Origin of the sequence: Pseudoxanthomonas sp. F11, assembly GCF_037046485.1 — a bacterium.
In the GTDB taxonomy this organism is placed as follows: domain Bacteria; phylum Pseudomonadota; class Gammaproteobacteria; order Xanthomonadales; family Xanthomonadaceae; genus Pseudoxanthomonas_A.
This window is the reverse complement of the sequence record NZ_JBANLZ010000001.1, coordinates 769,918-783,204: the sequence shown is the minus strand read 5'-3', so window position 1 is coordinate 783,204 and position 13,287 is coordinate 769,918. Positions and strand designations below refer to the sequence as shown.

At 67.7% G+C, this 13,287-nt stretch carries 15 protein-coding genes; 12 read left to right on the top strand and 3 right to left on the bottom strand.

What is annotated here, in order from left to right; all coding sequences use genetic code 11:
• The first annotated feature begins 20 nt into the window (after positions 1 to 20).
• The gene (locus V8246_RS03920; RefSeq protein WP_336188327.1) at positions 21 to 572 is read left to right on the top strand and encodes a hypothetical protein; all 552 of its coding nucleotides are present in this window, start codon (positions 21 to 23) and stop codon (positions 570 to 572) included.
• A gap of 15 nt (positions 573 to 587) precedes the next feature.
• On the opposite strand, the gene V8246_RS03915 is transcribed toward V8246_RS03920, so the two are convergent.
• On the bottom strand, positions 588 to 1,490 hold the full coding sequence (locus tag V8246_RS03915; RefSeq protein WP_336187985.1) for a DUF3011 domain-containing protein: 903 nt from the start codon (positions 1,488 to 1,490) through the stop codon (positions 588 to 590).
• 163 nt (positions 1,491 to 1,653) lie between these two features.
• Here V8246_RS03915 and aspS point away from each other — a divergent pair, with 163 nt between their 5' ends.
• The 3 genes from aspS to V8246_RS03900 all read left to right on the top strand — a co-directional run bounded on the left by aspS (position 1,654) and on the right by V8246_RS03900 (position 4,353).
• The gene (aspS, locus tag V8246_RS03910; protein ID WP_336187984.1) at positions 1,654 to 3,402 is read left to right on the top strand and encodes an aspartate--tRNA ligase; all 1,749 of its coding nucleotides are present in this window, start codon (positions 1,654 to 1,656) and stop codon (positions 3,400 to 3,402) included.
• Between the two features lie 130 nt (positions 3,403 to 3,532).
• The gene (locus tag V8246_RS03905) at positions 3,533 to 3,829 is read left to right on the top strand and encodes a DNA primase (protein ID WP_336187983.1); all 297 of its coding nucleotides are present in this window, start codon (positions 3,533 to 3,535) and stop codon (positions 3,827 to 3,829) included.
• Positions 3,826 to 4,353, top strand: a complete 528-nt coding sequence (locus tag V8246_RS03900) for a GNAT family N-acetyltransferase (protein WP_336187982.1) — start codon at positions 3,826 to 3,828, stop codon at positions 4,351 to 4,353. The genes V8246_RS03905 and V8246_RS03900 overlap by 4 nt, the downstream gene beginning before the upstream one ends.
• A 266-nt stretch (positions 4,354 to 4,619) precedes the next feature.
• On the opposite strand, the gene V8246_RS03895 is transcribed toward V8246_RS03900, so the two are convergent.
• Both V8246_RS03895 and V8246_RS03890 read right to left on the bottom strand, forming a co-directional pair.
• A complete protein-coding gene (locus V8246_RS03895) occupies positions 4,620 to 5,558 on the bottom strand; it encodes an alpha/beta hydrolase (protein ID WP_336187981.1) in 939 nt (312 codons plus the stop codon).
• Positions 5,559 to 5,596: 38 nt separating this feature from the next.
• The gene (locus V8246_RS03890; RefSeq protein WP_336187980.1) at positions 5,597 to 6,025 is read right to left on the bottom strand and encodes an organic hydroperoxide resistance protein; all 429 of its coding nucleotides are present in this window, start codon (positions 6,023 to 6,025) and stop codon (positions 5,597 to 5,599) included.
• Positions 6,026 to 6,147: 122 nt separating this feature from the next.
• Between V8246_RS03890 and V8246_RS03885 the strand changes: the two genes are divergently transcribed.
• The 8 genes from V8246_RS03885 (at position 6,148) to ybgC (ending at position 13,273) form a co-directional block, all read left to right on the top strand.
• Positions 6,148 to 6,975, top strand: coding sequence for an AraC family transcriptional regulator (locus V8246_RS03885; RefSeq protein ID WP_287758034.1), 828 nt, complete (start codon positions 6,148 to 6,150; stop codon positions 6,973 to 6,975).
• A 42-nt stretch (positions 6,976 to 7,017) separates the two neighbouring features.
• Entirely contained in the window at positions 7,018 to 7,656 is a 639-nt protein-coding gene (locus V8246_RS03880) for an alpha/beta fold hydrolase (protein ID WP_336187979.1), read from the top strand.
• A 56-nt stretch (positions 7,657 to 7,712) separates the two neighbouring features.
• On the top strand, positions 7,713 to 8,444 hold the full coding sequence (locus V8246_RS03875) for a YebC/PmpR family DNA-binding transcriptional regulator (protein WP_187574431.1): 732 nt from the start codon (positions 7,713 to 7,715) through the stop codon (positions 8,442 to 8,444).
• A 120-nt stretch (positions 8,445 to 8,564) separates the two neighbouring features.
• Positions 8,565 to 9,086 (top strand): crossover junction endodeoxyribonuclease RuvC, encoded by a 522-nt coding sequence (gene ruvC / locus V8246_RS03870; protein WP_336187978.1) that lies wholly within the window; start codon positions 8,565 to 8,567, stop codon positions 9,084 to 9,086.
• Positions 9,083 to 9,670 carry a Holliday junction branch migration protein RuvA gene (gene ruvA / locus V8246_RS03865; RefSeq protein WP_336187977.1) on the top strand — a complete coding sequence of 196 codons (588 nt, stop codon included), beginning with the start codon at positions 9,083 to 9,085 and terminating at the stop codon, positions 9,668 to 9,670. The genes ruvC and ruvA overlap by 4 nt, the downstream gene beginning before the upstream one ends.
• A gap of 108 nt (positions 9,671 to 9,778) precedes the next feature.
• A complete protein-coding gene (locus tag V8246_RS03860) occupies positions 9,779 to 11,638 on the top strand; it encodes a potassium transporter Kup (protein ID WP_336188326.1) in 1,860 nt (619 codons plus the stop codon).
• An 87-nt stretch (positions 11,639 to 11,725) separates the two neighbouring features.
• A complete protein-coding gene (gene ruvB / locus V8246_RS03855; protein ID WP_336187976.1) occupies positions 11,726 to 12,766 on the top strand; it encodes a Holliday junction branch migration DNA helicase RuvB in 1,041 nt (346 codons plus the stop codon).
• Between the two features lie 51 nt (positions 12,767 to 12,817).
• Complete coding sequence (ybgC, locus tag V8246_RS03850; protein WP_336187975.1) at positions 12,818 to 13,273, top strand: tol-pal system-associated acyl-CoA thioesterase; 456 nt, start codon at positions 12,818 to 12,820, stop codon at positions 13,271 to 13,273.
• Positions 13,274 to 13,287 lie beyond the last annotated feature (14 nt).

The following is a 13,287-nucleotide window of genomic DNA, read 5'->3' as shown; positions in this document are numbered from 1 at the left end:
CAGGCTGCGCCACGTCGTCCATGGGGGCATCGTCATCGACGCCCGCCGACGCCTTTCTCTCTGCGCTGCAGGTGCAGTGCGGCAAGGCCTACGCCGGCCGCATCACGGCCAACCAGCCCGCATCCGCCACGCCCGACCCGTTCGAGGGCAAGGCGCTGGTCATGCACGTGCGGGGCTGCGACGAGACGACGCGCGAGATACGCATCCCCTTCCATGTGGGCGACGACCGTTCGCGCACCTGGGTGGTGACACGGACCGGCACGGGACTGCGCCTGAAGCACGACCACAGGCACCAGGACGGCCAGCCCGATGCGGTGACGATGTACGGCGGCGACACGGTGGACGCCGGCACGGCGCAGCGGCAGACGTTTCCGGTAGATGCCGAGTCGGTGGCGATGTTCAAGCGAGCAGGCCTGAACGCGTCGCTCGACAACACCTGGGCCATGGAACTGGTGCCCGCGAAGACCTTCGTCTACGAACTGAGCCGGCCGAACGGGCGGCTGTTCCGGGTGGAATTCGACCTCACCACGCCGGTCGAACCGCCGCCGGCGCCGTGGGGCGCCGACGGTTGAGCGGATGAGAAGCGATCAGCGCGGCCCGAAGCGGCCGCGGCAGCCGCGGTCCACCCAGATCTGGTTGCCGGCGTAGCCCCAGCTGTAGCCTTCGCGGCAGCTGGTCTTGGAGATCTGTTGCAACAGGATCGGCCGGCCCTGGCGCGGATCGTAGGCGCAGGTCTTGCGGCGGTTGTCCTCGCTGCTGCACGTGACCGAGTAATCGCTGGAGCCGCCGCCACCGCCGCCGATGCGGGGAGCGAATTCGGCGCGGCAGCCGTTGCCGACATAGACCTGGCCCTGCTGCGATTGCCAGCTGCGCCCTTCGATGCAGGCGGCGTTGGACAACTGCCGAGTCAGGCGTGAATGGCCGCTCCACGGCGTGCGGCAGGTGCGGCCACGGCCATCATTGCTTTCACAGCGGATGCTGCCGGTGGACCCCCCGGCGGCAGCGAACTCGCCCCGGCAGCCCTTCCACACCGTGATCAGCCCGTCCTGCGAGCTCCAGGTGGTGTTCTCGATGCAGCGGCTGCTGGAAAGCTGCCGTACCAGTCGCGACGGTCCGCGCCAAGGCGGGGTGCAGCGCCGGGCGTCGCCGCTCTTGCTCTCGCACAGGATGGTCTGTCCATGCGCGGGAGGGTTCGGGTCCCAGCCGCCGCTGTTGCCGCCCAACGACTGGGCGATGTCCTGCTTGATCCGGCTGAAGGTCCAGTTGGAGCGGTTGACCTGGTCCAGGTAGAACCGCAACTGGTCGTCCGGGATGCGGCGGCCACGGGATTGTTCGGAATACTCCAGGCTGATGACCCGGGTCTGGTCCTGCACCGACAGCGTGCGCAGGTCTTCCGGCGCGTAGGCCTTGGGCGCTATCTGGGCAAAGGCGCTGCCGGCCGCCAGGGCCAGCAACAGTACGAAAACGGACTGCAACAACGGCTTCTTCATGGCGGCACCCTCCTGGGGAGGCGCCAGCATACGCCCGACCCGTTAAGGCTGTGCAGGGGGCAGTCCGGGCCGGAGGGCAGGGGAGCGGGTAAACTAACGGGCTTGACCGGCCTGTTACGGCCGCGGGATGTCCCGGCCCCGGTCCGAACCCAGTGGAGCCCCCATGCGTACCCATTTCTGCGGCCTCGTCGACGAGGCCATGATCGGCCAGACCGTGACCCTGTGCGGCTGGACCGATGTCGCCCGCAACCTCGGCGGCGTGTGTTTCATCGATCTGCGCGACCATGAGGGCATCGTGCAGGTGACGGTGGATCCGTCCAATGCCGAGGTGTTCAAGGTCGCCGCGTCGCTGGGCTACGAGGACGTGCTGCAGGTCGAAGGTGTCGTGCGCGCGCGCGAAGCGGTCAACGCCAAGATCCGCACCGGCAAGGTGGAAGTGATCGCGACGAAGATCGCCGTGCTCAACAAGGCCGAGCCGCTGCCGTTCCATCACCACGAGAACCCGGGTGAGGACATCCGCCTGAAGTACCGCTACCTGGACCTGCGCAGCCCCGACATGCAGCGCAAGCAGCGTACCCGCATCCGCCTGGTGCAGGCGCTGCGCCGCTGGCTGGACGCGCGCGGCTTCCAGGACATCGAGACGCCCATCCTCACCAAGGCCACGCCGGAGGGCGCGCGCGACTTCCTGGTACCGGCGCGCATGCATCCGGGCGAGTTCTACGCGCTGCCGCAGTCGCCGCAGCTGTTCAAGCAGATCCTGATGGTGGCCGGCTTCGACCGCTACTACCAGATCGCGCGCTGCTTCCGCGACGAGGCGTTGCGTGCCGACCGCCAGCTCGAGTTCACCCAGCTCGACATGGAATTCGCCTTCGTGCGCGAGCGCGACGTGCAGGACACCGTGGAAGGCATGATCCGCGACATCTTCAAGGAAGTGATGGACGTTGAACTGGCCAGCCCGTTCCCGCGCATGACCTGGGCCGAAGCGATGCGCCGCTACGGATCGGACAAGCCGGACCTGCGCATCGCGCTGGAGCTGGTGGACGTGGCCGAGCTGGTGAAGTCCAGCGAGTTCGCCGTATTCACCGCGGCCGCCAGCGACCCGGACGGGCGCGTCGCCGCGCTGCGCATCCCCGGCGGCGCGTCGCTGAGCCGCAAGCAGATCGACGAGTACGCCGCGCACGCCGCCAAGTACGGTGCCAAGGGCCTGGCCTACATCAAGATCGACGAGGCCGGCGAAATCTCCTCGCCGATCCGGAAGTTCTTCGCCGAGGACGCCTTCGCGGCGCTGGTGAAGCACGTCGGCGCCGGCAACGGCGACATCGTGTTCTTCGGCGCGGGCGGCTACAACAAGGTCAGCGACTTCATGGGCGCGCTGCGCCTGAAGGCCGGCAAGGACTTCGGTCTGGTGCAGGACGGCTGGAAGCCGCTGTGGGTCACCGACTTCCCGATGTTCGAGTGGGACGAGGACGCGCAGCGCTACGTCGCGCTCCATCACCCCTTCACCGCGCCCGCGATGGACGACATCGCCGACCTGCGCGCCCATGCGAAGACCGCGGTGTCGCGCGGCTACGACATGGTGCTGAACGGCAACGAGATCGGCGGCGGTTCGATCCGCATCCACCGGCCGGAGATGCAGAGCGCGGTGTTCGAGCTGCTCGGCATCGGCGCGGAAGAAGCCGAGGCGAAGTTCGGCTTCCTGCTGGATGCGTTGCGTTTCGGCGCGCCGCCACACGGCGGCATCGCGTTCGGTATCGACCGCATCGCGGCGCTGATGGCCGGCACGGAGTCGATCCGCGACGTGATCCCGTTCCCGAAGACCACCACGGCGCAGTGCCTGATGACCGGCGCGCCGTCGCCGATCCCGGACGAGCAGCTTGCTGAAGTCCATATCCAGGTTCGTCCGCGGACTTGACCGCCAAGCGGTCAAGCCCCCGTCATTTCGCCTGGGCGAAATGACGGGCCCCGCGCCGTTGCATGCCACAACCCCGCGGCTGACGCCGCGCCCCCTTGACTCAAGGGGGCTTAACATCAAGAGAGCCAAGATGACGGAAGTTGCTTTTTCGCTTGAGTGGGAACGCCTGGGCAATGAAGGCGCCGATGCGGGCCTGGTGACGGAACGCGCGCGCGTGTTCGGTGGCTGGCTGGTGCGCGTCGGCACGTCGCCGGCCGCGATGGCGGTGACCTTCGTGCCGGACGGCCAGGGCCGCTGGGACGGTGAGGACTTCGGCGAAGACGACTACGAAGAAGAAGACGAAGAAGAGTACGACGAGGAAGAGGACGAGGACGCCGACGAGGATGACGAGGCGGACGAAGAAGAAGAGGACGAAGAGGACGCGTGAGCGTGCGGATCCGTCGCGCCACCGTCGATGACGCGACCGTGCTGTCGGACCTGGCGTCGCGTACCTTCACCGAGACCTTCGGCCATCTGTATCCGGCCGAGGACTTGGCGACATTCCTCGCCGATGCCTACGAGGTGGGAAAGCAGAAAGTCATTTTGTCCCATCCGGACTACGCGGTATGGCTGCTGGAAGACGACGGCGTGGCCGTGGGTCATGCGACGGCGGGTCCGTGCGGGTTGCCGCATCCGGACGTGCGGACGGGTGATGGGGAGCTGAAGCGGCTCTATGTGCTGGCGTCACACCAGAACGGTGGCTGGGGCGGGAAGCTGTTCGCCGAGGTGGAGCGGTGGTTGTTGAGGGACGGGCCGCGGACGCTGTGGATCGGGGTGTGGTCGGAGAATTTCGGTGCGCAGCGGTTCTATGCGCGGCAGGGGTTTGTGCGGGTGGGGGAGTACAAGTTTCCGGTGGGGAAGACGTTGGATGATGAGTTCATCCTGCGGCGTGAAGCCTCCGCGGAGTCGTGACGCGAAGAGCGTTCCGCTGGCCCTGCGGTCCAGCGGGTAACTTTTCTTTGGTGACGCAAAGAAAAGTCACCAAAAGAAAGCGTCTTTCTCGGCGAAGCAATCCCATCACTTCATCACCAGCGGGATTTTCCGACTCGCCCTCCTGGCGAGGCGGAAAACGGCGGACATCCTTGTCCGCCGCCCTTCGGGTCTGGCGACGACACGGGTGTTGAAAGCAAAAAAGCAAACGGCCGCGTTAGCGGCCGTTGCTGTTTTCGGTGTTCCGCTTACTTCTGGAGGAAGGTCAGCAGGTCCTGGTTGACGCGGTCCTTGTGGGTATCGGTGAGGCCGTGGGGGGCGCCGGGGTAGACGATCAGTTGGGCATCCTTGATGAGGCGGGCCGAGGCCTTGCCGGAGGCGTCGATGGGGACGATCTGGTCGTCGTCGCCGTGGATGACCAGGGTGGGGACGTCGAACTTCTTCAGGTCGGCGCGGAAATCGGTGGCGGAGAACGCGGCGATGGAGTCGTACGTGTTCTTGTGGCCGGCCTGCATGCCCTGCGCCCACCAGCTGTCGATCAGGCCCTGCGAGACCTTCGCGCCGGGGCGGTTGAAGCCATAGAACGGGCCCGAGGCGATGTCCTTGTAGAGCTGCGCGCGGTTGTCCAGCGAACCTTTGCGGAGGCCGTCGAACACCTCGATCGGCAGGCCGCCCGGGTTGTCGGCGGTCTTCAGCATCAGCGGCGGCACGGCGCTGATCAGTACAGCCTTCTTGACGCGGCGGGTGCCGTGGCGGCCGATGTAGCGCGCCACTTCGCCGCCGCCGGTGGAGAAGCCCACCAAGGTGACGTCCTTCAGGTCCAGCGTGTTGATCACGGTGGCCAGGTCGTCGGCGTAGTGGTCCATGTCGTTGCCGTCCCACGGCTGGCTGGAACGGCCATGGCCGCGGCGGTCGTGGGCGACCACGCGGTAGCCCTTGGCGGCCAGGAAGATCATCTGCGATTCCCAGCTGTCCGAAGACAGCGGCCAGCCGTGGCTGAAGGCGACGACCTGACCATCCTTGGGGCCCCAGTCCTTGTAGTACAGCTGCACGCCGTCGGCGGTGGTGATGTAGCTGGCGGTGCGCTCGACGGCGACCGGGGCGGGAACGCTGGCGGGGGCAGCCAGGCTGGCCTGGGTGGCGACGGCCAGGACGGTGGCGGCGATGGTGCGGGTGATGGCGTTCATGGCGAGGATTCCTGTGGTGGGTGGTGCAGGAGGAGGGGTCAGTCGGCCAGCACCAGCGTCACGTCGATGTTGCCGCGCGTGGCGTTGGAGTACGGGCAGACGATGTGGGCGGCGTCGACCAGGGTCTGCAACTGCTCGCGGGCAACGCCGGGAGCGGCGATGGTCAGTTCGGCCTGGATGCCGAAGCCGGTGGGGATCTGGCCGATGCCGACCTTGCCAGTGACGGTGGTCGAGGCGGGCAGGGCGACCTTCTGCTTGCCGGCGACGAACTTCAGCGCGCCCAGGAAGCAGGCCGAATAACCCGCGGCGAACAGCTGTTCCGGGTTGGTGCCGTCGCCGCCGGCGCCGCCCAGCTCGCGCGGGGTGGTCAGCTTGACGTCGAGCACGCCGTCGGACGAGGTGGCCTGGCCTTCGCGGCCGCCCGAGGCGGTGGCGGTGGCGGTGTAGAGGATTTTTTCGATGGACATGGCGGTTTCCTTGGAGAGAGGAGTGGTCCGGGGCGGGTGGCCGTCCGGTGAGGTGTACTTTGCGCGCCACGTTGGTACGAAGGGTGATATAGAATCCTGAAAACTTGATCTGGAGTTCCGACATGGTCGATCGGCTGGCTGTCCTCCTGGACCGGTTCTCGGTGAGCGCACAGGTGTTCAATGCCGGTGCGCTGTGCGGCATCAACACGCTGGAGGCCGACATGGGCCTGGGTCAGCTGCACCTGATCCGGCAGGGGCCGCTGGAGGTGGTCTATGGCGCGACCTCGCTGCGCATCGACGAGCCCAGCCTGCTGCTTTTTCCGCGCGCGCTGACGCACCGCTTCATCAGCGACCCGGTGCGCGGTGCCGACATGACCTGCGCGACGTTGCGGTTCGAGGGCGGCGACCAGAATCCGATCTGTGCGGCGTTGCCCGACGCGGTCTGCCTGCCCCTGTCGGGCATCCATGGCGCCGGGGACGTGCTGGCGCTGCTGTTCGAGGAGGCCTTCACCCAGCGCTGCGGACGCACCGCGCTGGTGAACCGCCTGTTCGAGGTGGTGATGATCCAAGTGTTGCGCCAGCTGATGGAAACCGGCGAGGTGAAGGGCGGCATGCTGGCCGGGCTTTCCCATCCGCGCCTGCGCAATGCGATCGTCGCCATGCACGAGGCGCCGGCGAAGGACTGGACGCTGGAGGATCTGGCGCGCGTGGCGGGCATGTCGCGCACGGTGTTCGCGTCGACCTTCCGCGAGTCGCTCGGCATCACGCCCGGCCAGTACCTGCAGGGCTGGCGCGTCGGCCTGGCGCAGCAGGCGCTGCGCCACGGCAAGCCACTGAAGGTGGTCGCATCGGACGTGGGCTATGGCAGCGAGGCCGCGCTGTCGCGCGCGTTCAAGGCGCACAGCGGGCTGTCGCCACGCGAATGGAAGCGCGCCCATGCGACGCACTGAACGGGCTGGCGGCCCGCTTAGGCTTCCACCACACTTCCGGCCATGACCGCACAGCCCCCCTCGATGCCACACGTGCTGCTGGTGCATGGCATCTGGAATGCGAAATCCTGGCTCACACCGCTGGCACGGCGGTTGCGGCACGAAGGCTTCGAAGTGGAAACCTTCGGCTACCCCAGCATCCTCGGGGGGGCGGAGCCCGCCATTGCCGCGTTGATCGCGCGTCTGCAGGGCGGGCCGCCCGTCCATCTGGTGGGGCACAGCCTGGGCGGACTGATTGGCCTTGAGGCGCTGCGCCGCGCGCCTGGCCTGCCGGTGCAGCGCATGGTCTGCCTGGGCTCGCCGCTGTGCGGCAGCGGTGCCGCGCGTGACCTGGGACGGCGGGCGTGGACCGCGCCCGTGCTGGGTCGCAGCGGCGGCCTGCTGCAGGCCGGCTGCCCTCCCTGGGAGGGCACGGTGCCGGTCGGGATGGTGGCGGGCAACGTGGCGCGGGGCATCGGCCGCCTGATCACCCGGTTCGAGGGCGACTCCGATGGCACGGTCGCGCTGGAAGAAACCCGGCTGCCGGGGCTGGCCGCGCACTGCGTGGTGCCGGCCAGCCACACCGGGCTGGTGTTCTCCGCCGACGCGGCGCGCCAGGCGGCGCATTTCCTGCGCGAGGGCCGCTTCGACAGCGGGCCGTGACGCGGGCGGGGGGCGCGTATAATCCGCGCCCTTGTCAGAGCACTCCGGAAGTCACCATGGGTAGAGGCCCGTCCATCGAAGCCCGCAAGAACGCCACCGACGCCAAGCGCGGCAAGATCTTCACCAAGATCATCCGCGAGATCGGCGTGGCGGCCCGTGCCGGCGGCGGCGATCCTGCCAACAACCCGCGGCTGCGGGTGGCGGTGGACAAGGGGCTGGCGGCGAACATGTCCAAGGACGTGATCGAGCGCGCCATCAAGAAGGCCACCGGCGAACTGGAGGGCGTGGTCTACGAGGAAGTGCGCTACGAGGGCTATGCGCCCGGTGGCGTGGCCGTGATCGTCGACTGCCTGACCGACAACCGCGTGCGCACCGTGGCCGATGTGCGCCATGCCTTCAGCAAGTGCGGCGGCAACATGGGCACCGAGGGCTCGGTGGCTTTCATGTTCAAGCGCCTGGGCGTGCTGAGCTATGCGCCGGGCGCGGACGAAGAAAAGATCACCGAAGCCGCCATCGAAGCCGGCGCCGACGACATTGTGGTGTACCCCGATGACGGCTCGATCGACGTGGTCACCGCGCCGGAGGCCTTCCAGGGCGTGAAGGACGCGATGGAAGCCGCCGGCCTGAAGCCGGATCACGCCGAGATCACCTTCCGTGCCGACAACGACATCAGCGTGCAGGGCGACACCGCGCTGCAGGTGAAGAAGCTGCTGGACATGCTGGAAGACCTGGACGATGTCCAGGACGTCTATTCCAACGCCGAGCTGGGCGCGGATGCGTATGCCTGACGGCCGGGATTCGGGATTCGGGACTCGGGATTCGCAAGAGTGCTTTCCCGGCCACGCGATACCCCGTCCTGCCTCCGCCGGCGTCGAATCCCGAATTCTGAATCCCCAATCCCGGCTCCAATGACCCGCATCCTCGGCATCGACCCCGGCTCCCAGCGCACCGGCATCGGCATCATCGATGTCGACGGCGCGGGCAGGGTGAGCCATGTCCACCACGCGCCGCTGGTGCTGTTGGGGGCGGAGGATTTCCCCCAGCGGCTGCGCGTGCTGCTGGACGGCCTGGCCGCCATCATCGCCACCTGGCAGCCGGACGAGGTCGCCATCGAGAAGGTGTTCATGGCGCGCAATCCCGATTCGGCCCTCAAGCTGGGGCAGGCGCGCGGCGCCGCCATCAGCGCCGTGGTGCTGCGCGACCTGCCCGTGCACGAGTACGCGGCCAAGGAAGTGAAGCTGGCCGTCGTCGGGCGCGGCAACGCCGAGAAGACCCAGATCCAGCACATGGTCGGCATCATGCTCAACCTGCACGGCAAACTGCAGGCCGATGCCGCCGATGCGCTGGCCGTCGCCATCACCCATGCGCACGTACGCGCCACGGCCAAACGGCTGGGGGTGAGTTCGCAACTGGCCTGGAGCAGGAAATGATCGGACGTCTTCGCGGCATCCTGGCGTACAAGTCGCCCCCGTGGCTGGTGATCGACGTGGGCGGCGTGGGCTACGAACTGGAAGCGCCGATGAGCACGCACTACGACCTGCCCGACGTGGGTCGCGAAGTGCTGCTGTTCACCCACTATGCGCAGAAAGAGGACAGCGTGGCGCTGTACGGCTTCTTGCGCGAGGGCGAGCGCCGGCTGTTCCGCGACGTGCAGAAGGTCAGCGGCGTCGGCGCGAAGATCGCGTTGGCCGTGCTGTCCGGTGCCAGCGTGGACGAATTCGCGCGCATGGTGCAGGCGGGCGACATCGCCGCGCTGACGCGCATCCCCGGCATCGGCAAGAAGACCGCCGAACGCATGGTGGTGGAGCTGCGCGACCGCGCGGCCGACCTGATCGGCACCGGCGTGGGCGGCATCAGTGCCTTGCCGGCCGATCCGCAGTCCGAGGCGACCATCGCCCTGCAGCAGCTGGGCTACAAGCCGGCCGAAGCCAGCCGCATGGCGCGCGACGCCACTGCGCCAGGCGACGAGGCCGCGACGATCATCCGCAAGGCGCTGCAGTCGGCGCTGCGTTGACCGTCGCCTAGAGCACCCCTTCACTTCCACAGCGCTACCCTTCCGGCCGCCATGTCCACCCCCACATCTCCCCACGACGCCGGACAGCACGGCCATTCGAAGGCCGGCATGGTCGCCCTGGTGGCGGGCGCCGTCGGCGTGGTGTTCGGCGACATCGGCACCAGCCCGCTGTACACCATCAAGGAAATGTTCCATCCGCACTTCGGCCTGACGCCGGATGCGGACACGGTCCGCGGGCTGCTGTCGCTGGGTTTCTGGTCGCTGCTGCTGGTGGTGACGTTGAAGTACGTCATCGTGATCATGCGCGCCGACAACGACGGCGAGGGCGGCATCATGGCGCTGACCGCGCTGGCGCAGCGCAGCCTGACCAAGGGCTCGCGGCTGAACTACACAGTGGGCATCCTCGGCATCTTCGGCGCGGCGCTGTTCTTCGGCGACGGCATGATCACCCCGCCCATCACCGTGCTGGGTGCGGTGGAAGGCCTGGAGGTGGTGTCGCCGGTCTTCACCCGATGGGTGGTGCCGATCAGCCTGGTGATCCTGACCGGCCTGTTCGCGTTCCAGCGCTTCGGCACTGCCAAGGTGGGCAAGGCGTTCGGCCCGGTGATGATCACCTGGTTCATCGTGCTGGCCGGCTTCGGCATCTACAACATCGCCCACAACCCGTCGGTGCTCGCGGCCCTCAACCCCTATTGGGCCTGGCATTTCTTCGTCACCCACGACTGGCACGCGGTGCTGATCCTGGGTGCGGTGGTGCTGACCGTCACCGGCGGCGAGGCGCTGTACGCCGACATGGGGCACTTCGGCAAGCAGCCCATCCGCTGGGGCTGGTTCGGTTTCGTGCTGCCGGCGCTGGTGCTGAACTACTACGGCCAGGGCGCCGTGCTGCTGCGCCATCCCGAGGCGGTGGCCAACCCGTTCTACATGTCCATCCCGGACTGGGCGCAGATCCCGATGCTGGTGCTGGCCACCACGGCGGCGGCGGTGGCCTCGCAGGCCGTCATCACCGGCGCGTTCTCGGTGACCCGCCAGGCCATCCAGCTGGGTTACCTGCCGCGCCTGCACATCAAGTACACCTCCAAGGACACGATCGGCCAGATCTACGTGCCGTCGGTCAACCTGATGCTGTACCTGGCGGTGGTGGTGCTGGTGCTGAGCTTCCAGAGCTCGGGCGCGCTGGCCACGGCCTACGGCCTGTCGGTCACCGGCACCATGCTGATCGACACCCTGTTGCTGGCGATCGTCGCGTACACGCGCTGGCCCGATTCCCGCCGCTGGGTGCTGCCGTTGTGCGGCGTGTTCCTGGTGATCGACCTGGCCTTCCTGTTCGCCAACGGCGCGAAGCTGGTCACCGGCATCGGCGCGTGGGTGCCGCTGTTCATCGGCATCACCGCCTTCACCATGATGCGCACCTGGCGGCGCGGCCGCGAACTGCTGCATGGCGAGGTCCAGAAGGACGGCATCCGCCTGGATACCTTCCTGCCCGGCCTGATGCTGGCCCCGCCGGTGCGCGTGCCGGGTACCGCGATCTTCCTGACCGCCGACAAGGGCGTGGTGCCGCACGCGCTGCTGCACAACCTGAAGCACAACAAGGTGCTGCACGAACGCAACGTGTTCCTGACGGTGGAAACCTTGACGGTGCCGTACGCGCCGAAGAAGAAGCGGCTGAAGATCGAGCCCATCGGCGACGACTTCTATCGCGTGGTGATCAGCTACGGCTTCGCCGAGACGCCGGACGTGCCGCAGGCGCTGATGAGCTCCTGCGACCAGGGCGGCGTGTACTTCGATCCGATGGAGACCACCTACTTCGCCAGTCGCGAGACGATCGTGGCGCGGCGCCAGGGCGGCATGCCGTTCTGGCGAGACAAGCTGTTCGCGGCCATGCACCGCAACGCCGCGCCGGCGACGGGGTTCTTCCGCATTCCGGGCAACCGCCTGGTGGAACTGGGCGCGCAGGTCGAGATCTAGCAGTGGGTGCCGAGCGGCGAGAAGCGAGGAGGGTGATCCTGCTCACTTCTCGCTCCTCTCCGCCCACTCCTGCTCTACCATAGCCGCATGACCGCCGACCGCCTCATCGATTCCTCCGCCACCCGCGAAGACGACGCCATCGAGGCCAGCATCCGGCCCAGGCGGCTGGACGAGTACCTGGGCCAGAAGCCGGTGCGCGAGCAGCTGGACATTTACATCCAGGCGGCGAAAGGACGCGGCGAGGCGCTGGACCATGTGCTGATCTTCGGGCCGCCCGGCTTGGGCAAGACCACGCTGAGTCATGTCATCGCCAACGAGCTGGGCGTGAACCTGCGCGTCACCTCCGGTCCGGTGATCGAGAAGGCCGGCGACCTGGCCGCGCTGCTGACCAACCTGCAGCCGCACGATGTGTTGTTCGTCGACGAGATCCACCGTCTCTCGCCCGTGGTCGAGGAGGTGCTGTATCCGGCGATGGAGGACTTCCAGATCGACATCATGATCGGCGAGGGGCCGGCGGCCCGTTCGATCAAGCTGGACCTGCCGCCGTTCACGCTGATCGGCGCCACCACGCGCGCCGGCCTGCTGACCGCGCCGCTGCGCGACCGTTTCGGCATCGTGCAGCGGCTCGAATTCTATTCGCCCGAGGAGCTCACCCGCATCGTGCAGCGTTCGGCGCGCATCCTGGGCATGGACTGCGTGCCGGAGGGCGCGGCCGAGGTCGCCCGTCGCGCGCGCGGCACGCCGCGCATCGCCAACCGCCTGCTGCGGCGCGTGCGCGACTACGCGCAGGTCAAGGCCAACGGCCACATCGACGTGGACGTGGCGCGCGCGGCCATGCAGATGCTGAAAGTGGACCCGGAAGGTTTCGACGAACTCGACCGCCGCATGCTGCGCACCATCATCGACAGCTTCGATGGCGGGCCGGTCGGTGTGGAATCGCTCGCCGCCGCGCTCAGCGAGGAGCGCGGCACGCTGGAAGACGTCATCGAACCCTACCTGATCCAGCAGGGCTTCCTGATCCGTACCGCCCGGGGTCGCATGGCCACCCGCAAGGCCTACCTGCACCTGGGGCTGACGCCGAAGGGCAGGGTGCCGGACGCGAGCGACGCGCCAGGCGAACTCTTCTGAGCGCCACTGGTTTCAGGTTGGTATGCACCATGCCGTGCGGGAGCGCATGCTTTGACGACTGATTCGAAGACGATCGCCGTGGATGCGGCTCCGTTCATCTTTCCGACACGCGTCTATTGGGAAGATACCGACGCCGGTGGCGTGGTGTACCACGCGCAGTACGTCGCTTTCTTGGAGCGGACCCGCACCGAGTGGTTGCGGGCCCGCGGGTACGCTCAGGAGCAGCTGCGCCAGACCCACGACCTGGTGTTCGCCGTCCGCGCGATGCGCCTGGATTTCCTGCGCCCCGCCCGGCTGGACGATCTGCTGCAGGTCAGCGCGCGCATCCACCAGTGCAAGCGGGCCAGCTTGGTGTTCGCCCAGACGATCGAGCGCGGCGGTGAGGTGCTGCTCACCGCCGAGGTGAAGGTCGCGGCGCTCAGCGCGTCCGGGTTCAGACCCGTTGCGCTGCCCGAGACGTTGTACGAAGAGTTCCGCCGGCTCGAGACCCCGGGCCCGCCGCTTTAACCCGACACGCAAGA